This is a genomic window from Arthrobacter sp. Y81 (assembly GCF_002929335.1).
GTDB lineage: Bacteria > Actinomycetota > Actinomycetes > Actinomycetales > Micrococcaceae > Arthrobacter.
This window is the reverse complement of record NZ_PJIL01000007.1, coordinates 87,190-108,989: the sequence shown is the minus strand read 5'-3', so window position 1 is coordinate 108,989 and position 21,800 is coordinate 87,190. Positions and strand designations below refer to the sequence as shown.

General features: G+C 66.3%; 21 protein-coding genes and 1 tRNA gene. 12 read left to right on the top strand and 10 right to left on the bottom strand.

The window, feature by feature from the left end; genetic code table 11:
• Positions 1-55: 55 nt before the first annotated feature.
• Positions 56-1,429 (bottom strand): aspartate aminotransferase family protein, encoded by a 1,374-nt coding sequence (locus CXQ91_RS11245; RefSeq protein ID WP_104174004.1) that lies wholly within the window; start codon positions 1,427-1,429, stop codon positions 56-58.
• A 26-nt stretch (positions 1,430-1,455) separates the two neighbouring features.
• Positions 1,456-2,943 (bottom strand): CoA-acylating methylmalonate-semialdehyde dehydrogenase, encoded by a 1,488-nt coding sequence (locus tag CXQ91_RS11240; RefSeq protein ID WP_104174003.1) that lies wholly within the window; start codon positions 2,941-2,943, stop codon positions 1,456-1,458.
• 121 nt (positions 2,944-3,064) lie between these two features.
• Here CXQ91_RS11240 and CXQ91_RS11235 point away from each other — a divergent pair, with 121 nt between their 5' ends.
• The 5 genes from CXQ91_RS11235 to CXQ91_RS11215 all read left to right on the top strand — a co-directional run bounded on the left by CXQ91_RS11235 (position 3,065) and on the right by CXQ91_RS11215 (position 10,251).
• Positions 3,065-4,762 (top strand): PucR family transcriptional regulator, encoded by a 1,698-nt coding sequence (locus CXQ91_RS11235; protein ID WP_104174002.1) that lies wholly within the window; start codon positions 3,065-3,067, stop codon positions 4,760-4,762.
• A 59-nt stretch (positions 4,763-4,821) separates the two neighbouring features.
• Positions 4,822-5,739 (top strand): LysR family transcriptional regulator, encoded by a 918-nt coding sequence (locus CXQ91_RS11230; protein WP_104174001.1) that lies wholly within the window; start codon positions 4,822-4,824, stop codon positions 5,737-5,739.
• 371 nt (positions 5,740-6,110) lie between these two features.
• Positions 6,111-7,517 (top strand): MFS transporter, encoded by a 1,407-nt coding sequence (locus CXQ91_RS11225; RefSeq protein ID WP_258073938.1) that lies wholly within the window; start codon positions 6,111-6,113, stop codon positions 7,515-7,517.
• Between the two features lie 44 nt (positions 7,518-7,561).
• The gene (locus tag CXQ91_RS11220; protein ID WP_104174000.1) at positions 7,562-8,794 is read left to right on the top strand and encodes a M20 family metallo-hydrolase; all 1,233 of its coding nucleotides are present in this window, start codon (positions 7,562-7,564) and stop codon (positions 8,792-8,794) included.
• On the top strand, positions 8,791-10,251 hold the full coding sequence (locus tag CXQ91_RS11215; RefSeq protein ID WP_104173999.1) for an amidase: 1,461 nt from the start codon (positions 8,791-8,793) through the stop codon (positions 10,249-10,251). The genes CXQ91_RS11220 and CXQ91_RS11215 overlap by 4 nt, the downstream gene beginning before the upstream one ends.
• On the opposite strand, the gene CXQ91_RS11210 is transcribed toward CXQ91_RS11215, so the two are convergent.
• The 4 genes from CXQ91_RS11210 to CXQ91_RS11195 all read right to left on the bottom strand — a co-directional run bounded on the left by CXQ91_RS11210 (position 10,248) and on the right by CXQ91_RS11195 (position 12,648).
• Positions 10,248-10,838: an adenylate kinase gene (locus tag CXQ91_RS11210; RefSeq protein WP_104173998.1), complete on the bottom strand. Its 591-nt coding sequence runs from the start codon at positions 10,836-10,838 to the stop codon at positions 10,248-10,250. The two genes, CXQ91_RS11215 and CXQ91_RS11210, sit on opposite strands and share 4 nt — an antisense overlap.
• A gap of 307 nt (positions 10,839-11,145) precedes the next feature.
• Positions 11,146-11,451: an NIPSNAP family protein gene (locus CXQ91_RS11205; RefSeq protein WP_104173997.1), complete on the bottom strand. Its 306-nt coding sequence runs from the start codon at positions 11,449-11,451 to the stop codon at positions 11,146-11,148.
• 287 nt (positions 11,452-11,738) lie between these two features.
• On the bottom strand, positions 11,739-12,206 hold the full coding sequence (locus CXQ91_RS11200; protein WP_104173996.1) for a hypothetical protein: 468 nt from the start codon (positions 12,204-12,206) through the stop codon (positions 11,739-11,741).
• The gene (locus CXQ91_RS11195; protein WP_104173995.1) at positions 12,196-12,648 is read right to left on the bottom strand and encodes a hypothetical protein; all 453 of its coding nucleotides are present in this window, start codon (positions 12,646-12,648) and stop codon (positions 12,196-12,198) included. Before CXQ91_RS11195 ends, CXQ91_RS11200 begins: the two co-directional genes overlap by 11 nt.
• A 335-nt stretch (positions 12,649-12,983) precedes the next feature.
• On the opposite strand from CXQ91_RS11195, the gene CXQ91_RS11190 reads away from it, so the two are divergent.
• Together CXQ91_RS11190 and CXQ91_RS11185 are read left to right on the top strand one after the other, a co-directional pair.
• Complete coding sequence (locus CXQ91_RS11190) at positions 12,984-13,760, top strand: type 1 glutamine amidotransferase domain-containing protein (protein ID WP_104173994.1); 777 nt, start codon at positions 12,984-12,986, stop codon at positions 13,758-13,760.
• Between the two features lie 102 nt (positions 13,761-13,862).
• A complete protein-coding gene (locus tag CXQ91_RS11185; protein WP_104173993.1) occupies positions 13,863-14,468 on the top strand; it encodes a dihydrofolate reductase family protein in 606 nt (201 codons plus the stop codon).
• 76 nt (positions 14,469-14,544) lie between these two features.
• On the opposite strand, the gene CXQ91_RS11180 is transcribed toward CXQ91_RS11185, so the two are convergent.
• Both CXQ91_RS11180 and CXQ91_RS11175 read right to left on the bottom strand, forming a co-directional pair.
• On the bottom strand, positions 14,545-15,072 hold the full coding sequence (locus CXQ91_RS11180) for a hypothetical protein (protein WP_104173992.1): 528 nt from the start codon (positions 15,070-15,072) through the stop codon (positions 14,545-14,547).
• A 219-nt stretch (positions 15,073-15,291) separates the two neighbouring features.
• Positions 15,292-15,837 (bottom strand): hypothetical protein, encoded by a 546-nt coding sequence (locus CXQ91_RS11175; protein ID WP_258073937.1) that lies wholly within the window; start codon positions 15,835-15,837, stop codon positions 15,292-15,294.
• Between the two features lie 272 nt (positions 15,838-16,109).
• Between CXQ91_RS11175 and CXQ91_RS11170 the strand changes: the two genes are divergently transcribed.
• The gene (locus CXQ91_RS11170; protein WP_146072326.1) at positions 16,110-16,607 is read left to right on the top strand and encodes a hypothetical protein; all 498 of its coding nucleotides are present in this window, start codon (positions 16,110-16,112) and stop codon (positions 16,605-16,607) included.
• A 578-nt stretch (positions 16,608-17,185) separates the two neighbouring features.
• Here the strand turns inward: CXQ91_RS11170 and CXQ91_RS11160 are convergent.
• Positions 17,186-17,275 (bottom strand) — tRNA-Ser (locus tag CXQ91_RS11160).
• A gap of 106 nt (positions 17,276-17,381) precedes the next feature.
• Here CXQ91_RS11160 and CXQ91_RS11155 point away from each other — a divergent pair.
• Genes CXQ91_RS11155 through CXQ91_RS11140 form a run of 4 tightly spaced genes read left to right on the top strand, consistent with a single transcriptional unit; the run spans position 17,382 to position 21,272 of the window.
• Positions 17,382-18,386 (top strand): zinc-binding alcohol dehydrogenase, encoded by a 1,005-nt coding sequence (locus tag CXQ91_RS11155; RefSeq protein ID WP_104173990.1) that lies wholly within the window; start codon positions 17,382-17,384, stop codon positions 18,384-18,386.
• 3 nt (positions 18,387-18,389) lie between these two features.
• Positions 18,390-18,788 carry a 6-carboxytetrahydropterin synthase gene (locus CXQ91_RS11150; protein ID WP_104173989.1) on the top strand — a complete coding sequence of 133 codons (399 nt, stop codon included), beginning with the start codon at positions 18,390-18,392 and terminating at the stop codon, positions 18,786-18,788.
• 4 nt (positions 18,789-18,792) lie between these two features.
• A complete protein-coding gene (locus CXQ91_RS11145; protein ID WP_104173988.1) occupies positions 18,793-20,007 on the top strand; it encodes a glycosyltransferase in 1,215 nt (404 codons plus the stop codon).
• Positions 20,004-21,272 (top strand): DNA glycosylase AlkZ-like family protein, encoded by a 1,269-nt coding sequence (locus CXQ91_RS11140; RefSeq protein WP_104173987.1) that lies wholly within the window; start codon positions 20,004-20,006, stop codon positions 21,270-21,272. Before CXQ91_RS11145 ends, CXQ91_RS11140 begins: the two co-directional genes overlap by 4 nt.
• Here the strand turns inward: CXQ91_RS11140 and tadA are convergent.
• Positions 21,269-21,760, bottom strand: coding sequence for a tRNA adenosine(34) deaminase TadA (tadA, locus tag CXQ91_RS11135; protein WP_104173986.1), 492 nt, complete (start codon positions 21,758-21,760; stop codon positions 21,269-21,271). The two genes, CXQ91_RS11140 and tadA, sit on opposite strands and share 4 nt — an antisense overlap.
• Between the last annotated feature and the right edge of the window lie 40 nt (positions 21,761-21,800).

Here is a 21,800-nt window from a genome sequence, read left to right as displayed (position 1 = left end):
CCCCACTTGCGGGGGAACCCGGGGCCTGGCTGTTGGACGGTACAGGCGGGAGCGGTCAGGCGATGGCCTGATCGGCGATTTCCAGGACTTCGTCGAGGATGGCCAGGCCGGCCGCGGTGTCCTGCACGCTGGTGTTGCAGGGCGGGACCACGTGGATCCGGTTGAAGTTGGCGAACGGCAGCAGGCCCTTGGATTTGCACGCCGCGACGAGCTCGTTCATCACCGGGCTGGAGCCGCCGTAGGGCGCCAGCGGCTCCCGTGTGGTCCGGTCCCGGACGAGCTCGATGGCCCAGAACACGCCGGTGCCGCGGACCTCGCCCACTGACGGGTGCCGTTCGGCAAAACCGGCCAGTGCGGGGCCGATGACGGTTTCGCCCAGGAAGGCGGCGTGTTCCACGATGCCCTCGCGTTCCATGGTGTTGATCGTGGCGACGGCGGCTGCTGTGGCCAGCGGGTGTCCGGAGTAGGTGAGCCCGCCGGGGTAGACGCGCTTCCCGAAGGTCGCGGCGATTTCGGGGCTGATGGCCACGCCGCCGAGCGGGACGTAGCCGGAGTTGACGCCCTTCGCGAAGGTCAGCAGGTCCGGAACGACGTCGAAATGCTCGACGGCGAACCACTTGCCCGTGCGGCCGAAGCCGGCCATGACCTCGTCCGCGATGAAGACGATGCCGTGCCTAGTGCACAGCTCCCGGACGCCCTGCAGGTAGCCGGGCGGCGGCATGTAGATGCCGGCAGTCCCGGGAATGGATTCCAGGATCAGCGCCGCGATGGTGGCGGGGCCCTCGAGGGTGATGAGCTGCTCGAGGTGCTCCAGGGCGCGCTGGCTTTCCTCCTCTTCGGTGGTGGAGTGGAACGCCGTGCGGTAGAGGTAGGGCGGGAAGAAGTGGATGGTGCCGGTGCTGCCGGTGTCGCTGGGCCAGCGGCGGGGGTCGCCGGTGAGGTTGACCGCGAGTTGGGTGCCGCCGTGGTACGAACGGTAGGCGGAGAGGACCTTGTGGCGGCCGGTGTGGAGCCGGGCCATCCGGACGGCGTGTTCGTTGGCGTCGGCGCCGCCGTTGGTGAAGAAGATCCGGTCCAGTTCCCCCGGCGTGCGTTCGGCGATCAGCCGCGCGGCTTCCGACCGGGCGTCGTTGACATAGCTCGGGGCGATGGTGCACAGCTTCGCGGCCTGCGCGGCGATGGCAGCGACGACGGCGGGGTGCTGGTGGCCGATGTTGGTGTTGACCAGCTGGGACGAGAAGTCGAGGTACCTGTTGCCGTCGCCGTCCCACACGTGGGAGCCCTCGGCCGCGGTGATGACCATCGGATCCAGGAGGTCCTGAGCGGACCAGGAGTGGAAGACGTGCTTGCGGTCCAGGTCGTAGGCGCGGCGGGCCGTTCCGGCGTCCCCGGACTGCGGCAGGACGCCGCTTTCAATCGTGGAAGTCATGACTGTTCCTTTCGAAGGAGCGCCGGTCAGGCGTTCTGCGGGAAGCCGAGGTTGATGCCGCCGTGGCTGGGATCGAGCCAGCGGGAGGTGACGGCCTTGCCGCGGGTGAAGAAGCCGACGCCCTCGGTGCCGTGGGCGTGGGTGTCGCCGAAGAGTGAGTTCTTCCAGCCGCCGAACGAGTAGTAGGCCATCGGGACCGGGACGGGGACGTTGATGCCCACCATGCCCACCTCCACTTCGTTCTCGAAGCGGCGGGCCGCGCCGCCGTCGTTCGTGAAGATCGCGGTGCCGTTGCCGTAAGGGTTGTTGTTGATCAGCTCGAGTGCCTGGTCATAGGTGTCCACGCGGACCACGGACAGGACCGGGCCGAAGATCTCGTCCTGGTAAATGGACATGTCGGTGGTGACGTTGTCGAAAAGGGTGGGGCCAACGAAGAAGCCGTCACCTTCGGCGTCCGGGGAGATGGTCCGGCCGTCGACGACGATCGTGGCACCGGCCGCTTCGCCGGCATCCACGTAGCCGGCCACCTTGTCCCGGTGCTGGGCCGTGACGAGGGGGCCCATGTCGCAGCCGCGCAGGCCGTCGCCGGTGCGCAGGGAGTTGGCGCGCTGGGCAATCTTGGCCACGAGTTCGTCGGCGATGTCGCCCACGGCCAGCAAGGCAGAGATCGCCATGCAGCGCTCGCCGGCCGAACCGAAACCGGCGTTGACCGCGGCGTCCGCCGCGAGGTCCAGGTCGGCGTCCGGCAGCACGATCATGTGGTTCTTGGCGCCGCCGAGGGCCTGGACACGCTTACCGTGGGCCGTCGCGGTCTGGTAGACGTACTTGGCGATCGGGGTGGAGCCCACGAAGGAAACGGCCTTGACGTCAGGGTGGGTGAGGAGGGCGTCCACGGCAACCTTGTCGCCGTGCAGGACATTGAAGACGCCGTCCGGCAGCCCGGCTTCCTTCCACAGCTCTGCCATCCAGTTGGCGGCCGTCGGATCCTTTTCGCTCGGCTTGATGATCACGGTGTTGCCGGCGGCGATGGCGAGCGGGAAGAACCACATGGGAACCATGGCCGGGAAGTTGAACGGGCTGATGACGGCAACCGGGCCGAGGGCCTGGCGGATGGAGTGGACGTCAACCTTCGTGGAGGCGTTTTCGGTGTAGCTGCCCTTGAGCAGATGCGGGATGCCGCAGGCGAACTCGACCACTTCCTGGCCGCGGGTCACCTCGCCCAGGGCATCGTCGAGGACCTTGCCGTGCTCCGAGGTGATGATGGCGGCGAGCTCGTCCTTGCGGGAGTTGAGCAGCTCGCGGAAAGCGAAGAGGACCTGCGTGCGGCGGGCGAGGGACGTGTCGCGCCAGGCCGGGAAGGCCGCCTTCGCGGCGGCGATCGCGGCGTTGCTGTCCTCGGTGCTGGCCAGTGCCACCTGGGCGGTGACTTTTCCGGTGGCGGGGTTGGTGACGGGCGCCGTGCGCTCGCCGGCCGGGACGTAGCTGCCGTTGATCCAGTGCTCGACGATGTTCAAGGAATCTCCTTAGATGGTGGCTTGTGGTCGCTTCATGCGTTGCGTCCAGTTTGTCTCCGGAGGACCGCCGCCATAAGGGGCGATGTGTAAAGGAAAATGTGGCTGCCATTACACTGTGTAAATGCTGCCAACCCTCCGCACCATTCTTGGCCTCCCCGTGCTTCGCGCTGCCTCGCCGCAGATTCTCGGCGGCGAGGCGGGCGGCGCCGCGGGCCTCGATGCACCGGTCCGCTGGGTCCACGTCAGCGAGCTGCTGGACATTTCCAGCCTTCTCTCCGGCGGCGAGCTGGTGCTCACCACCGGATTGGAGCTGGAGAAGGAACCGGAAGCCACGGCGTCGTTCATCCGGTCCCTCGAGGAATCCTCGGCCGCCGGGCTGATCGTGGAACTGGTGGGGGAACGGGACCGCAGCCTGGCCGCGCTGCAGGCGGCGGCGAAGTCATGCACGCTGCCGGTGATCGTGGTGCAGCGGCGGGTGCGCTTCGTCGAGGTCACCGAGGTGGTGCACCGGATGATCGTGGCGGAGCAGCTTGAGCGCGTGGAACGCGCCCGCGACGTCCACGAGGCCTTCACGGTCCTCAGCCTGGAAAGCGCCGGAACGGAGCGGGTGGTGGAGCAGGCCGCCGGGATGATCGGAGCTCCGGTGGTGCTGGAGGACCTGTCCCACCTGGTCCTCGCCTACTCGGCGCAGGGCTTGGCCACAACAGAGCTCCTGCATGACTGGGAGCGCCGCTCGCGGACCACGCCGTCGTCCGCGAGAACGGTGCGCACCGGTCCGGAGGACTGGCTGCAGGTTCCGGTGGGTGTCCGGGAGCAGCTGTGGGGACGGCTGGTCCTACCGGTAACCCCGGATGACGAGGAAACCGCGGCCATGGTGCTTGAGCGCGCGGCGCAGACCCTTGCCATCAACCGCCTCGCCGAGCGGGACCGGCGCGAGCTCAGCCAGCAGGCCCAGGCCGGCCTGCTCAACGCATTGCGCCACCCCCGGGGGCTCAGCGAGGCGGAGGCCCTGGCGCGCGCCGGCGCCCTGGGGCTGAAGCGCTCGCCGTTCTATGTGCCGATTGTGTACCGCACCGGCGCCTCCGCGCAGGCTGCGCCGACGTCCGACGGCGCACAGTCCCGCGATCCGCTGGCCGGCCAGCAGGAGGAACGCGCCCTCCTGGAACTGCTGGCCAAGGTGGTGAAGTCCACAGCGGGCAGCGCGCTGACTGCCAGTATCCAGTCCGGGTCGGTGGGCATGATCCTTGCCCTCCCTGCGAAGCAGCTCGAGGACGCCACACTGCAGCGGCTGGCGGACGCCCTGGCGGTGCAGGCGGGCGGCGGTACGCAGGCAGCGGACGACGGCGGCACCCGCCTGAGGGGGGCGGCGGCACAGGCCTGGACCATCGGCGTCGGACGTCCGCGGGGTTCCCTCCTGGAGGCGGCGGCCGGCATTGATGAGGCTGCCCACGTCGCCGAAACGGCGGCGACGCTGCGCGGTGCCGGAAAGCCGTTCTACCGGGCCACCGACATCCGGCTGCGGGGGCTGCTGGCGCTCCTGCGCAACGATCCGCGCGTACAGCAGTTTGTGGAGTCCGAACTGGAAAGCCTGCTGCAGGCCGAGGCCCGGGGGAACGGCGGGTACCTGGACCTGCTGGGCCAGTATCTCGAATCCGGCGGAAACAAGGCGGCGCTGGCACGGAGCGGCTATTTGAGCCGCCCCACCCTGTATGCCCGGCTGGCCCGGTTGGAGGAGCTCCTGGCGGTGGACCTTGACGACGCCGAATCCCGGACGTCGCTGCACGTCGCCCTCCTGCTGCACAGGCTCCGGGCGCTGTGAATCAGGGCTCACCCCCGCCCCCGAACGCGGCAGATGCCGCAGAATGCGAACATTGACGGATGGCTAAGCCCTTTACGCTGACCCAGCTGCGGTATTTTGCGGTGGTAGCGGAGCTCGAGAACATGACAGCGGCCGCGGACAGGCTGCTGGTGACCCAGTCCACCCTGTCCACGGCCATGGCGCAGCTTGAAGCGAGCCTGTCCACGCAGCTGTTCGTGCGGCTCAGGACGCGCGGCCTGCGCCTCACGCCGACCGGACGGCAGCTTGCCCAGGACATCAAGGTGTTGCTGGAGCATGCTGATTCGCTCTACGAATCCGCCCGCGGCCTGGCGGCCAGCCTGGTGGGTGAGCTCAAAGTGGGCGTGTTTGCTCCGCTGGCGCCCTTCAGGCTTCCGGCGATCCTCCAGACATTCGAGATGCAGCACCCGGGCGTTGAGGTTTCCTTCCTGGAAGCCGACCTGGCCAGCCTCCAGACGGCCCTGCTGGAAGGGCAGTGCGACGTGGCGCTCACGTACGGCCTCGGACTGGGTCGGGGCTTCACGTACCAGGTGCTGGAACGAGTCCCGCCGCACGTGCTGGTCCATGCCGGGCATCCCGCCGCGGCACGGCCCGAAAAGACCATTTCACTCAAGGAGCTCGACGGCGAACCCGCCGTGGTGCTGGACCTGCCGCACAGCCGGGAGTACTTCGAGCAGCTCTATGTCATTGCCGGGGTGGTGCCCAATGTCCGGCACCGTTTCGCAGGGTATGAGACGGTCCGGTCATTCGTGGCGAAGGGCCACGGGTACGCATTGCTGAACCAGCGGCTCCACAGCGACATGACCTACTCCGGCGGCAAGGTGGTGGCGCTGACGCTGACGGATAATTTGCCGCCGATCGAAGTGATGCTGGTCCGTCCTGAGGGCGTGCAGCCGACGCGGCGTGCCCTGGCGTTTGAGGAGACCTGCCTCCGCCTCTACGGGGCGTCGCGCAACTGACCGGCATGGCCGGACCCGGCATCAACCCTGCCGTAAACCCGGCCGCATTGTCATTGACAAAATCGATCGATTCCTCAAAAACAATCAATTGGACAGATGTGAACAGGATCACACACAGTTGATGCAACCGGGTGGATCCGGGGATCCTCCAGCGGCGAAAACCCCGCAAACACGGCTTGGGCCGAAACCCCCAGCGAGCTGACCATGTTGATCAAAGGAGATTCAATGGTTCCGAATCACACACAATGTGTCCGACGCATGTCCGGACCGGGGTATCACGGCAACAGCGCGGCAACGTCCGTAAAAAATTCTTCAAATGCCCGTAACGCGGCATCGGGTACCGGAAACACGGCAAACCTAGCGTGGCTCTCATGACCATCAACGACATCAAGAACCAGCCGCAGCCGGCCGCGGAGTCCGGCCGCAACACATCCTCCATGAACCCCGCCGGCTCAGGCGCTGCGACCCTCGAGAAGGACACCGCCCGCCCCGCAGCCGGCCAGTCGGGCACCACCAAGATGCAGAAGCGCGTCCTGCTGGGTGGAAGCATCGGCCAGTTCATCGAGTTCTACGACTTCACCCTCTACGGCCTCACTGCCGTGATCTTCTCGCAACTGTTCTTCCCCGGCAGCAACCCCGTCGCTGCCTTGCTGGCCACCTTCGCCACGTTTGGCGTCGCCTTCGTGGTCCGACCCATCGGCGGCCTGTTCTTCGGGGCGCTCGGCGACAGGATCGGCAGGCGGCGCGTCCTGACCATCACCCTGGTTGCCATCGGCGGTGCGACCGCCCTGATGGGGCTCCTGCCCACCTACGGCCAGATCGGCGCCTGGGCCCCTGCACTCCTGGTGCTCTGCCGCCTCATCCAGGGCTTCTCGGCCGGCGGTGAATCCGTGGGTGCTCCGTCGTTCGTCTTCGAGCACGCCCCGGTCAACAAGCGCGGCTTCTGGCTCAACATCACCATCGCCGCCACTGCCCTGCCCTCCGTGGTTGCGGGCACCATGATCCTGGTCCTCAGCCAGTCGATGCCCAACGAAGCCTTTATGGCCTGGGGCTGGCGCCTGCCGTTCCTGCTCGCCCTGCCGCTTGCCCTGTTCGGGGTGTGGATCCGCAGCCGCACGGTGGAAAGCGACGCGTTCAACGAGGCCAAGGCAGCCCGGACCAAGGAATTCAGCCCCGTCCGCGAGGCCTTCCGCGAGAACCGCCTCCGCATGGTGCAGGTCATCTTCGTGATGGGCCTGACAGCCATGGGCTTCTACTTCCTCTCGGCCTACTTCGTTTCCTACGTGCAGACCACCGGCCACCTCAGCCGCGAACAGTCGCTGATGGTGAACGCCGCAGCATTGGCCCTTTACGCCATCCTCCTGCCGATCGGCGGCCGCCTCGGGGACCGCTTCGGCCGCAAGCCGATGCTCATCGCCGGTTCCCTCGCCCTCGCTGTGCTGTCCGTGCCGAGCTTCATGCTGGTCACCAGCGGCAGCCTGCCGCTGGCACTGCTGGGACAGTCCCTCTTCGTGGTGGCGCTCTGCATCTACGGCGGCGGCTGCTACACCTTCTTCGTCGAGATCTTCACCACACGCACCCGCTTCACCTCAGCGGCCATCAGCTACAACGGCGCCTACGCCCTCTTCGGCGGCACCGCCCCGTTCATCGGCACCGCCCTCGTAGGAGGAACCGGAGTGCCGCACGCGCCGGGCTTCTACATGGCGGCCGCTGCCGCCGTCGTACTCCTCCTGGTGCTGTTCACCAAGGTGCCCGAGACCCGCGGACGCATGGGCTAAGCCCGCCACCCGCCCTCTTCACAGCAATACACAAAGGACTTCCCATGAATTCAGCAGCTTTCCTCTCCGACTTCCACCACGTGGCCACCATCGGCGCCACACCCCACAACGGCGTTGACCGCCAGGCGGCCACCGCCGAGGACGCGCAGACGCGCGACTGGTTCGCCGCCTGGGTGCACGACGCCGGCTGGGAACTCCGGGTGGACGGCATCGGCAACATGTTCGGGCTGCTGGAGTGGACTCCCGGTGCACCGTACGTGCTGATCGGATCGCACCTGGACAGCCAGCCGCTGGGCGGCCGCTTCGACGGCGCCTACGGCGTGATCGCCGCCCTGCACGCGGCACGCCGGCTGGCTGCCGAGGTTGCGGAGGGCGGAGCAGTGCCCCGCTTCAACCTTGCGGTGGTGAACTGGTTCAACGAGGAGGGCGGACGGTTCGCGCCGAGCATCATGGGAAGTTCGGTCTTCGCCGGCTTGCTGGAGCGGGAGCGGATGCTCGATGTCCGGGACCTGCAGGGCGTCACCGTCCGAGAAGCCCTGGACGGCATCGGATACCTGGGTGCCGCCGAGGGCCCGGACGTCGCGGGCTACGCGGAAATCCACATTGAGCAGGGCCGGATCCTCGAGCGGGAAGGCATCGACATCGGCCTGGTGGACAGCAGCTGGTACACGCAGAAGCTGGACATCGAGGTGCTGGGGGAGCAGTCCCACACGGGCGCCACCGCCATGGCGGACCGGCATGACGCCCTGGTGGCGGCGTCGAAGATCATCCTGATGGTGCACGACGTCACCGGCGACTTCGGGGACGAGGCGCTGGTTTCCTCCGTGGGCCAGCTGACCCTGGAACCGAACTCCCCGATCGTGGTGGCCCGCAGGGTGCACCTTGTGGCGGACCTTCGCTCGGGTGATCCGGAGATCGTCAAGGCCGCCCGGGCCACGCTGCTGGAGAAGATTGACGTGTTGGCCCGCGAACACGACATCAAGGTCAACGTGAAGGACTTCGACATCCGGCCCATCCGCCGCTTTCCCGAGGCCGGCCTGGAACTGGCCGACAAGGTCGCGGCCAACCTGGGACTCTCCGCCCGGCGGATCCGGACCATGGCCGGCCACGACTCCGTGGCAATGAACACGGTGGCGCCGTCCGTCATGCTGTTCATTCCCAGCGTGGACGGCGTCTCGCACTGCGAACGTGAATTCACCACCGACGCCGACATGGTGGCAGGAGTGGACATGCTGACCGGTGTGGCCCGCGAGCTCGTCGGCGGGGCGCTCGCATGACGGAGCTGCACTACCTCGACGCCGCCACGGCACTGCGGCTTTTCCGCACCCGGGAGCTTTCCCCGGTGGAGCTGATGGAGGCCGTGATTGCGCGGACGGAGGCCGTCAACGTGGAAGTCAACGCCCTGACGGAAACGCTCTTCGAGGAAGCACGGCCCGCAGCCCGGAAGGCCGCCGCCAAATACGCCCGCGGCAGGGACATCACCCCGTTGCTGGGCCTGCCGGTGGCCGCCAAGGAAAAGCACGGACTCAAGGGCCGGACGCTCTCGCAGGGACTTGTGGCCCGGAAGGAGGAGTTGGCGGCGGAGGACCACCCGGTCATCGGCCGTATCCGGCGTGCGGGCGGCATCATCCACGCCCGCACCACCACTCCCGAGTACAGCTGCGCGACTGTCACGCACAGTCCGCTGTGGGGAGTCACGCGGAACCCATGGAACCTGCAGTTCTCGCCCGGAGGATCCTCGGGCGGTTCCGGGGCCGCTCTGGCCGCCGGGCTGGCTCCGCTGGCTACGGCCTCGGACATCGCCGGCTCCACCCGGCTGCCGGCGTCGTTCACGGGAACTGTGGGCTACAAGGCACCGTACGGGAGGATCCCCGGCGTGGCGCCGCTCTCCGCCGACCATTACCGCGGCGACGGACCCATGGCCCGGACCGTGGCGGACACCGTCCTGCTGGCCAATGTCATGGCCGGACGGCACCGGGGGGACCACACCTCGCTCGCGGACGCGCCCGGGATTGGGGTTCCCGGACTGGAGACGCACGACGGCGGTTCTTCCGTCGCGGCGGCATCAGTCGCAGGGATGAGGATCGCCCTGTGCATCCGCCTTGGGAACTACCCCGTAGCGCCCGACGTCGAGGCCAACACCCGCGCGGTCGCTGCGGCTTTGCAGGACGCCGGGGCCGTGGTCGAGGAGATCGAACTCCCGTGGACCACGGAGTCCATCAGCCGCACGATGTTCACACACTTCGGGTACTTGTTGGGCCCGGCCATGGAGGACGAGACCGAGGGCTCAACCGAACTCCTGGCCCCCTACACACGCCGCTTCATGGCGGATGCCAGGCGGGCAGCCGAGGGGAACCGCTTTGTTGACGGCATCCGGGCCGAGACCCGCCTGCAGGCCGAGCTGGCTGCCGCCATGGCCGGTTTCGACGCCCTGGTCTGCCCCGCGTCCGCCGTCGCCGCACTGGATGCCGACGGCATGTACCTTGACGGGATCGACGCCGGCGGGCAACAGCTCGAGCACTACTGGCAGGGCCACATGACGGCGCCGTTCAACATCGCCAACCGCTGCCCGGTGCTGGCCGTTCCCAGCGGTATGGCGGACTGCGGGATCCCCACGGGCGTGCAAATCGTCGGGCACCCGTACGACGACGCCGCGGTGTTCACAGTGGGCGCGGCCGTGGAAGCGGTCCGGCCCTGGGCTGCACGGCGGCCGGGGATCCTGGCGATGGCCTAAGGGGCTGAATCGGGCACAGCCGAGGGGAAGGACTCCCGGAGTGCTGCGAGCAGCTGGCCGAAGACCTCATCTTCCGTGCCCATGCCGTCGACGCTCAGCAGGATCCCGCGCTGTGAGTACGCCGAGGCCACCGGCTCGGTTTCGCGGTAGTAGAGCTCCAGGCGGTGCCGGATCACGTCCTCGGTATCGTCGCTGCGCCCGGTCAGGGTGGCGCGGCGGAGCACCCGGCGGACCAACTCGGTATCGTCGGCCGTCAATTGGAGTGCAACGTCCAGGGCCTGCCCGTTGGCGGCAAGGATCGTGTCAAGCTCGGCCTGCTGCGCCGCATTGCGTGGATACCCGTCCAGGAGGAACCCGCCCCGGACGTCATCCTCGTTCAGGCGGTCCCGCACCATGCGGTTGGTCAGGCTGTCGGGAACGAAGTCGCCGGCGTCCAGATGCGCCACGACGTCACGGCCCAACGGCGTCAGGTTCTTCACGTGCTCACGGAAGACGTCCCCGGTGGACACCCCGTTGACGCCGAGGTGCTGGGACAATCGTTCGGCCTGGGTGCCCTTGCCGCACCCCGGAGGGCCCATGATCAGCATTCGCATCGGTGAGACCACTCCTTGGCGCCGTTGAAAGGTGTCCCTACATGGTGTCCGCCGGGAGACATCAGCACAAGGGACCGGGGGCAGCGCCTGGTCCGTGTCCTAATTGTGAGCAAATCTTTCGGCGATCCTGCGTCGGCGCAGGGTTTGCGTGGGTAGCTTCGGTACACCACTAGATGGAAGGTGTACCGAAATGACGATCACTGACTACTTCTCAGGCGTAGCCATCATGCTTGGATCCCTGATAGCCGCTGCGGGGCTTTCTGCCGGGATCATCCGCGCCAGGTCCCATCACCACTAGAAGTTATTCGAACATGGGTGAGAGGAACCTTCGCTCGTACCGTCGGATGCAGTTTGTTTCCGTCGCGAATCGGTAGGCCTCGATGCACTCGGGATCCACAGCCGCCGCCGATCGGTACTTCTCGTAGTCGGCGAGCGACGGGAAGGTGAACAGGGCGAAGGCCTCGTCGCTGTCACCTTCGCTCGGAAGGAAGTAGCCGTGATGCTCTCCGCCCAGCCTGTTGACGAGGCGGATCCACCGCCGTCCATATTCTTCAAAGTCAGCGAGCTTGCTTGCATCGATCTCATATCGAAGGTGCACTGTGATCACGGATGGTCCTCTTTCATTAGGGGGCGTGCCGGCGGCTCGCCCGGATTTATACCGCGTTACCACTCCTGATACTTAGAGTGATTGGTGCCGTACTTGAAGACCCGTCCTCGCTGGGACTGCCTCTCCCCTTGGTGCCGCGGTGGCCGGCTGCGCCGGCGCCGGCGCTGCCAACGGTGTTCAGGACGAACAGAAGCGCCAAGGCGGCGATCGGGCAGACAATGCCAGGTCATACAGGGTGCCGTCAGGCCTGCGGAACTGCTTATCTTGGTTGAACATCGGAACGAATCCTATCGGGACCTGTCGGGCTGGTCGGGATGTTCCTGACCCAGATCCAGGAGATCAATGTCGACGCTGCCGGTGCCGGGTTTTGGGGATCCGCGGCGCTTGCGGAGCTGGGTGGCACGGTACTCGTCACGGGCCAGTATGAACGCATAGGGAGTGAAGAACCCTGAGAGCCCAATCGGCCACAACGCGCCCCACTCGGGTGCCGCACCTTCCCACAGGGGGCGCTGGAACAGCCAACACATGGCGATGAACATGCATGCTGAAAAGACCATGAGTATTCCCATGCCCCACCAGGTGCTGACCTGGGCCTGGCCGCGGCCGGGCGTGAAGCCGATCTCATCACCTGGGTAGCTGTGCAGCTCGCCGGTGCTGGTCCTGCGGAGAACTCGCTTCTCACCGGCCGCTACAGCCCTCTTGTGTTCGGCGTACACGGCATCGTTGCGGCGCTCACGCTCACGGTCATAAACCATGGTCGGTCCTCTTGGGTTCGAAATATCCCGGCTCTCCGGGAAAGGGGCGGGTGCTATGAGGGAAGTTCTCCCGGGTGATCTCCAAGGTTCCGGGGTGCTCCTCGAACCATTTGCGTGCCTGATCGTCGGTGACGGCGTACATCGGCTTTGGCAGCCCCTTGGGCTTGCGGAGCTTGCGGGCACGGAGTTCATCGCGAAGGGAACGGACGCTCAGGAGCCAGCCGCCAGTGAACAGGACGGTGCATGCCGCGGAGCCCAGCATGATGATCAAGCCCATACCCATGTCCCCCGGATCGGGAAAGGACATGAACAGGGCGATGATTCCGAAGAGTATCCCGAGCGGGGCCAGGATAGCGGGGACCGTCATCAGCAGGGCAACGATGCTCTGGCCGACAAAGCTGTTGGCCGTGTTGGCGGATTCGGTGGCACTGTGGCCTCCCAAGCCCCACTCCTCACGAGTGTAAGCGTGGATGACAACTTCTTTGCTCCACCCTCCGTACCCGTACCAGTACTTGGGCAGTCCTGGATGCTGTCTGGGTTCAGTGCCGGCCATTTGTCCGCAATGTCCGTTCTCCTAAGGGGCCATGCTCGGCCCGCTGCCGTACACATAGTCTTCACCCTAACGAAGAATGAGGTAGAGCCATGGCTATCAAGGGAGCGACGTCGTCGTCCACATGAAAGCCGGCAACAAGGTTGCTCTCCTAGATTCCGACTGCGGCCGAGGAGGGCCGGAATCCGGTTAGGCGTAGGGTGGAATTTAGACGATAGGAGCACTTCATGAAGAAAATCCTCATGGTACTGACCAGCGTTTCCGAGATCGGCGATACCGGAGAGAAGACCGGCTACAACGTGGCCGAGGCGGCACATCCCTGGAAGGTCTTCAAGGATTCAGGGCATTTTGTCGACTTCGCGTCCATCCAGGGCGGCCAGCCGCCGCGCGACGAGGTGGACTCAGAAGATCCCATCCAGGTTGCCTTTACGGAGGACGAGACCACGCGCGCCGGACTCTACAACACGGCCCGCATCGACGTCGTTGATTCCGAACAGTACGACGCCGTCTATCTCGTGGGAGGCCACGGCACCATGTGGGACTTCCCGGACAGCGAAGGCCTGCAGAAACTCGTAGCCAGCGTCTATAACGCCGGCGGCGTGGTGGGCGCTGTCTGCCACGGGCCGGCCGGGCTGCTGAACGTCGAGTTGGCCAACGGATTTCGGCTGGTCGAGGGCAGGAAGGTCGCTGCCTTCACCAACGACGAGGAGGTTGCCGCGGGGAAGGACAAGGTCATCCCGTTCTTTTTGGCAGACCGGCTCGAGGAGCAGGGCGCCACCCACGTCTCCGCTGGTGTCTTTGAAGAGAAGGTCGTGGTGGACGAGCGGCTGGTGACCGGCCAGAACCCGGCGTCAGCGGCCGGCGTCGCCAAGGAGATGGAGAAGCTCCTGGCAGAGGTCATCCACAAGGAAAAAGCCGAGGAACAGCACGATGCGGAGGCGCTGCGCGCCGAGAAGGACGCTGAGAAAAACGCCAAGAAGGCTGCCGCAGAAGCGGAGCACTAACACCAACAGTGCACTGAAGCTGAAGTCGGCCGGACTGTGGCCGTTACCGACCAGAATCCGCACACGACCGCATCCAAGTCGCAATCACTCAGGAGGTTCGCGGTGCCGGACACCACCTGCCACATGTCGATCTCGCTGGACGGCTTTGTCGCCGGGCCGGACCAAAGCCGCGAGGACCCCCTGGGCAAGCGGGGGCTGGAGCTGCACCGCTGGCACATCGGCGACCCGCGAGCCAACGATGCCGACAAGGTTGCGAACGAGTGGCTCATGCGCCCGCGGGGCGCGTATGTGATGGGTCGGAATATGTTCGGCCCTGTCCGTGGGGACTGGGATGAGGAATGGACCGGGTGGTGGGGAGCCGAACCGCCGTACCACGCGCCGGTTTTCGTCCTGACCCATCACGGACATGATCCGATCCAGATGGACGGCGGGACGACGTTCCACTTCGTTACCGAGGGCTTCGACGCGGCCTACTCCGCAGCGCGCCGGGCCGCCGGGGACAAAGGCGTGGACATCGCGGGTGGGGCTTCGACCGTGCGACAGGCACTGATCGCCGGCGTGATCGACGAGCTCACCCTCGACATCGCACCGGTCCTGCTCGGTTCGGGGGAGCGCATCTTCGGCGGGGTTGAATCCTTCGGCTTCGAACCCGCCGAGGTGCTTCACTCCCCGCTGGCCACCCACATCCGCTATCGCCGCGTCAGCTAACTCCGTAGGCACTGCCGGCCTCCTGAAGTGACGGCCTCCAGAAACAGAGAAGATCACCTCACCGTGGACGTGCGACTCACCACCATCGGTGTTTGCCGGGGATGAAGCCCGCGAGCGAAGCCAGGCCGCCGGCGCAGAATATAACTCCCACGAAACCGGCGATCCCGTCACTTATCGGTCCTGTGGTGAGAAAAACGCCGAGGCCGAGGCCGAGGCCGGCTACTCCCCGGCCGAGACGCCACGCGCGGTTCGCCTTCGGGTTCGACTCGTATCTCGAAACCCCATACTTCCGCCGCTCTCCTCCACGGTTTCCTGGCGGGTTCGGATTAATCTCACTGGGTCCCTCGACGACCCTGCCGAAGTCGTCCACCCACCGGCCGGTTCCTACTTCCGGGCAGTGGGCGTGCACGCTCTCGTCGATGGCTGCGAAGTCCGCTGGGAATCCCCGGTACATCATCGTCGAGAGGTCCACATCGAAGTCCAAGCGACCATCTGCCCAGTAGGCATCGTAGGTGACCAGTCGTACCGGGCGGTGCCGCCACCTAGAAGGCCTGATGAAAGCCGTCGCGCGCACGGCGACGGGCTGATCTGCGGTTTCGGGCATGGACCGAGCTTAGGGGCACCCGCTCTGAAACCGGGGACCAGGCAGTTCGCAAATTCGCTGGTGACCCAAAACTAGAGAGTTCGCCGAGAAGCGCCTGCCAGCCAGCAGCCAGCAGCCAGTGAAATGAGAAGTGGCGGGCACTTCTTCCCGAAGGAACAAGGCCCGCCATTTCTTAGAGGAACATCCTAAGCTTCTCTGCTTCCCAGCGTAGCCGCTGCGCTACATGTCGTGCACAGCGACCTCGGGTCTGACAGGCCAGCGGTCTGTCACCTCGCGGAAATCAATTGCCCGCAGCAACGGAGTCATGTCGTAAGCACTCATGTTCAGGCTGAGCTTGACACCGTGAACGGATTTCACTGTCAGGAACTGCTGACCTCTCAACGTCCCCACGCTGTAGTGCGCGATGTCGCTATAGGCAATCAGGTGTTCCTTGCCGAGCACGCTGCGGAAGGCCACCTCATAGGCGCGCGGAGCCACGTAAAAGTTGCGGTACATCGCGACGAATGCCATCCCGCCCAGGAGAATCGCCACCGAAGCAATACGGGCACCAAGAGGTGCGCGGGCTGTGGTGAAGGCGAACAGACCCATGAGGAGCCCCACGGACACGCAGAGCCAGCCAAAGATCAAAAGCACCTTCGGCATACGAACCTGTTCCGGGTACTCCTTGGACCGGTTGGGGTGCTTCCGCGCCCACCAGGCAATCGGGGCAATGGACACAGTCGTGAATACCGTGATGGAGATGTTTATGATCTGCGCTGTCGACATTTCGGCTACATGCCTTGGGCGCGGAATGTCAACGTGGCTGTGAGTATGAGCAAAGACGCGCTGATGGTACGACGAAGCATATTTCCCCCAGTATGTGATCGGCCTGTTCGGCCATATCCCGGCAAAGTCTAAACGCAAATGCGTCCTCGGATTTGAAGCACATCTGCAAGGCGCAGAATAGAGGGTGACGGCCGCCACGCCTCGCGGCCGGCTTTGAATGAAATGCTTACGGTCGCGGAGTGCAGCTGCCTGGTCCTGACTACCCTGTTCTCATGGGGGTCACAGGAATACCCAAGAGAATGAGCCGCGGCCGTAAGGTCTGGCTTGCTGTGGTGGCCGCGCTGGCTGTCTGTCTCACAGCCTTCTTCATCTGGACGTCGTGGAAGAGCAACCAGATCATTGCCGAGCTCAAGTCGATCGCCGATCGGCTTGAAACCAGTCCCGGGTGGGAGAACCTGGACACCCAGCCGCCGGTGGCCGCTGCGATGTGCACCACCCCCTTGGACGGCCCGTGTTCGCAGTATGCCTACAGATGGGCCACCCATCAGGCGTACCAGCAAGGCGACCTGGAGAAATACATCCACCAGGTCAGCCTGGTTCCCCAGGAGCTGGAAAAGTGCGAGAGGAACCCGCGGTTCAACGCAGGTGGACTGGACTGCCGGGCTGTCGGAATTATTGACGGCTGGAACGTACGCATCTCGGTGCACGACTACGGACCCGGGGATGACAACTCCACGGTGCAGATCGTGGTCAATCACTACGGATACTGACTGCGGAGATGGCGGGTCGGGAAAGTCAGATGGATACCCCGCCACCGTCGTTGGATCCGCGAACTGGTCACGGTGGATTGCCCCGAGCATCTGCTGCGCAACACCGACGACGTGACTGACGAAGTGAGCCGCAAAAGCGCAGTAAACATCGACCACGAGAAGCTCGCCGCTCATTGACACCGGGGATCAGTCTGGACCGTGTGTGGGCCACACGCGGACCGAACTTTTAGCCGTTCGGCTCAGTCCGAGCCGGTACATCAACACCCATTCCGCGTCGGGAGCGCGCCGTAACCGCCTGTCCATAGTGGACCTCATCCTGCCACGGCGCGTGTCTTCGTCGACAGCTTTTCCAAACGACGGACACATAATTCCTAGGTGCTCGCCGCGTGCCGCCTATCGAGGACAACCAAGGTTGTCGTTAGGGAAAGCGCGAACCAGGAGTGTCATGATGTTCATCCTCTCCATAGTCTCTATCGGGGCAGAACTTTGTTACCGTTGCGTTACTGCGGGGCGAATTCCCGGGCAAAGCAAAACCCCTGCTTCCCTTTGTTTATAAGGGAAGCAGGGGCCTTGCTACTTGGCGGTGACGGTGGGATTTGAACCCACGTTGGCTTTGACACCAAACAACATTTCGAGTGTTGCACCTTCGGCCGCTCGGACACGTCACCAACCTGAATAGGTTACCGGAGCATGCCTCGCTTCCACAAAACGACGGCGCGCCGGGGGCAAGCTGTCTTCCCAGCGCCCGCGCCGGGGACTAGATTCGTAAGCAAGATGATCAATTCCCAGCAGCGCTCCCAAGCCAAGGCCTATTGGACCGTCGGCCACGAAAAAGGCGAACTCCGGAGCGAGGACCTGCCCGCGCCGGGCCCCGGCGAAGCGCTGGTCCGTGCCCTTTACTCGGGCATCAGCAAGGGCACCGAAACGGTGGTCCACTGCGGCAACGTGCCGCCCCGGGTTGCCGAACAAATGCGGGCGCCCTTGCAGGAGGGTTCCTTCCCCTCGCCAGTGAAGTACGGCTACCTCTCCGTGGGAACCGTGGAGGCGGGTCCCGTGGACTGGGTGGGGCGCACCGTGTTCTGCCTGCACCCGCACCAGGACCGCTACGTTGTCCCGGTCGAGTCCCTCACCGTGGTCCCGGAGAACGTCCCGGCCCGCAGGGCAGTGCTCACGGGAACCGTGGAAACCGCCGTCAATGCCTTGTGGGAAGCCGGGCCCCGGCTGGGCGACCGCGTGGCCGTTGTCGGCGCAGGCCTGGTCGGCGGCATGGTGGCCACCCTGCTGCGCACCTTTCCGCTGCAGCGGCTCCAGCTGATCGACGTCGATCCGGCGAAACGCGCCTTCGCCGAAGCACTCGGTGTCGAATTCGCGCACCCCGACGACGCCCTTGCGGACTGTGACATCGTGATCCACTGTTCGGCCTCCCAGGAAGGCCTCGAACGGAGCCTGCAGCTGGTGGGCGATGAAGGGGACGTCATCGAGATGTCCTGGTACGCCGACCGGAAGGTCACCATCCCGCTGGGGGAGGACTTCCATGCCCGCCGGCTCTCCATCCGTGCCAGCCAGGTGGGGGTCGTGGCCCGCTCGCGCCGCCACCGCCGGACCAACGCCGACCGCCTGGCGCTGGCCGTGTCCCTGCTCAGCGATCCCGTCTACGACACCTTCCTGACGGGATCCTCCCCGTTTGCGGAACTTCCCGCCGTCGTCCATGATCTGGCCGACGGCCGCCTGGATGCGCTCTGCCACGTTGTTGAATACCCCGCCGAAGACAAGAGGTAGCCCTTGTTCAGCCTGACTGTCCGCCGCCACTTCATGATTGCCCACAGCCTGCCGCGCGAAGCCTTCGGTCCCGCCCAGGGCCTGCACGGGGCCACGTTCGTGGCGGAGGTGACCTTCCGCCGTCGGGCGCTGAACGACGACGCCATCGTCCTGGACATCGGTGCGGCCGGCGGGCTCATTGAGGAAGTGTTGGCCGGCCTGAACTACAAGAACCTCGACGAGCACCCGGACTTTGCCGGGAAGCTGAGCACCACCGAGGCCCTCGCGCAGTACATCGCCGAGGCCGTCGCCGCGAAGGTCCGCGACGGTGAGGACGGGCGGGAACTGGCAGGACTGGACGTCACCCTCCGGGAGAACCCCGACGCCTGGGCCTCGTTCGCGCTCGACTTCGACGCCGCGTAAGCACATGCCCGGGCCCCGCGCGGACAGGCTGGCGGTCCGGCTGATCGTGCCGGGCAACGTGCTGCACAACTCAGGGGGCAACGCCTACAACGCCGCGCTGGTCCGCGGGCTCACCGCCCACGGGGCGGACGTGGACGTCTGCCCCGCTGACGGTCACTGGCCGGTGGGCAGCGTGGAAGAACGACGGCGGCTGGCCGGGTTGCTGCTCGACGGCGGCAGCGATGACGGCCTGGACAGCGCCGGCGCCGAACGGGCCGCGACGCCGGTGACCATCGTGGACGGTCTGGTTGCGCTGGGCGCGCCGCTGGAAATGGAGGCGGCAGCCGCCGCGGGACGGCCCGCGTGGATCCTGCTGCACATGCCGCTGGCAACGCACCCGGACCTGGAGGAACGTGCGCTGGCGGCCGCCGCGGGCGTAATCTGCACCAGTTCGACGACGGCTGCGGCGATCCGGGACAAGCACTGCCCCGTCCCGATCCATGTGGCGCTGCCCGGCACTGATGCCGCTCCTCCTGCGGCCGGCTCGAACCCGCCACACCTCGTGGCAGTGGCCGCACTGCTGCCGAACAAGGACCAGCTCCTGCTGCTGAAGGCACTCGCAGGACTCACGGACCTGCCCTGGTCCGCGGCGCTGGTGGGCTCCGATTCCGCCGACCCCGCCTACGCCCGGGCGGTCCGCAGCGTGATAACCCGGCTCGGGCTTACCGGCCGGGTGGCAGTCCGCGGCGAGCTCAGCGGGGATGCCCTGGACGAGGCATGGCACCGTGCCGATCTCAGCCTGCTCATTTCGCGGGCTGAAGCGTACGGGATGGTGGTCACCGAGTCCCTCGCCCGCGGAATCCCGGTGGTGGTGCGGGCCGGCACCGGCGCTGTCGAGGCACTCGCGGCGGGTTCACCGGGTCCGGCGGGGCCGCCGGGCGGGGCAGCAGCTCCCGACGGCGGCGGGGGACCCTCGTTGCCGGGCGTCGCCGTCGTCCTCGGCGCGGACCCGTCCCCGCTGGCGGCAGTCCTGCGCGGCTGGCTGACGGATCCGGAACTTCGCTCGCGGTGGCGCGACGCGGCACTGGATGCGCGCAACCGGCTGCCGGGCTGGGACGCCACGGCCAGGACGGTGCTGGACAGCATTGCGGCGGACAGATCGGGACAGAACGCGCCGCGCAGCCGGACTGCGTCGTGTCATTCCGTTGCCGTGCCGGCTGATGGACAATGGCCCCTATGACAACCGAGCCCCTCACTGTTGAGACTCCGGAGGCTAATCCCGCGGCCGTCAGCGTGCCGCCGGCGCACACGGTCACGGCAGAACGCCTGCGCGCGTGGGCCTGGCACAAACAGGGCCTCGACGGCAGCCTCGCCGGTCATACCGCGGCCGAGGTCCTGGCCAGGGCCGGCTGGGCACGTTCCCTGGGCGGCGCCAACCCCTACCTCACGTTGTTCGCCCGTGCCGGAATCCGCCGCGAACAGGTTGATGCCGACGTCCTGGCGCTGCGGATCTACGAACTCCCCAGCGCTCGCGGCTGCACGTACATCCTGGGCGCGGAGGATTTCGCGTGGGCCCTGAAGCTGGGCAAGGATTCCGCCGAAGTCTTCAAAGTGCTTGGCAGGCTGGGGGTGGACCGCGGCGAACTCACGCTGCTCGAGGACCAGGTGCTGCACGCTCTGGCCGGGGCCGGCCGCCCGCTGGATCCGAAACAGCTCAAGGATGAACTCGGCGATTCCGTCCGAAGCCTGGGCGAGGAAGGGAAGAGGCAGGGCGTCTCCACCACCCTGCCCACCGCTCTTGGCCTGCTGCAGCGCGACGGCCGGATCCGCCGCGTCCCCGCCAACGGCCGTCTCGATCAGCAGCGCTACGCCTACACGCTGTGGGAGCTGCCGCCGAGCCCGTTGGACATGGATGCCGCCCGCATTGAGCTGGTCCGCAAGTACCTGGGCTGGACCGGCGGAGCCACGCTCAAGCAATCCCAGTGGTTCTCCGGGTTCACGGTCGCCCAGAGCAAGGCGGCCCTGGCCGCCGCCGGTGCCGTTGAGGTGCCCACCGCCCACCCTGCCGCCAAAGGCGAAGCGCTGTGGATGCTGCCCGACGACGTCGCACGCCTCGCCGCTTTTGACGTGCCGGCGGAGGAACAGATCCAGCTCCTCGCGGGGACGGACTCGCTCGTCATCCAGCGGCGGAACGCCGCGGACCTGTTCGCGGACGGCGACGGGGATGCGGCACTGCTCGGCGCGATACTGGCGCAGCAGGCCGACCTGCCGGACCATCCGATCATGGACCGCGGCCGGATCATCGGACTCTGGCAGTACGATCCCGTCGGGCAGCGGATCGCCCACTGGCTGTTCGGCAGGTCTTCGCCGCGCATCGGGCAGCGGATCGCCGAGGTGGAAGCGTGGATCCGGGAGGACCTGGGCGATTTCCGTTCCTTCAGCCTTGACTCGCCCGCATCCAGGCAGGAGCGCATTGACGCCCTGGACGCGGCGGATGCCGGTTAGCTGACCTGCCGGTGGCCGGCGAAGAAATCCCGGAGCAGCGTGGCACACTCCTGCTCCCGAACGCCGGCGTAGACCTCCACCCAGTGGTTGAGCCGGCGCTCGCGGAGGATATCGAACACCGAACCGGCCGCCCCTGCCTTCTCGTCCCACGCCCCGAACACCACACGCGGGATCCTCGCCAGGACAATGGCGCCCGCGCACATGGCACAGGGTTCCAGGGTCACCACGAGGGTGCAGTCCGCCAGCCGCCAGCCGTCGCCCTGCGGCAGGGCCTTCAGCCGGGCAGCCGCCTCGCGGATCGCCACCATCTCGGCGTGCGCGGTGGGATCACCGTGGGCTTCCCGTTCGTTCCTCCCTGTACCCAGGACTTCACCGTCAGGTCCGATGACGACGGCGCCGATCGGCACGTCCTCGGTGGCCAGCGCAGCCCGTGCCTCGGCGAGGGCAAGGCCCATCCATTCGGCATGGCGGGGCTCCGGGGAAGTCATGGCTCAATGATAGTTTCGAAGGTACGGCAGGCGCAGACGA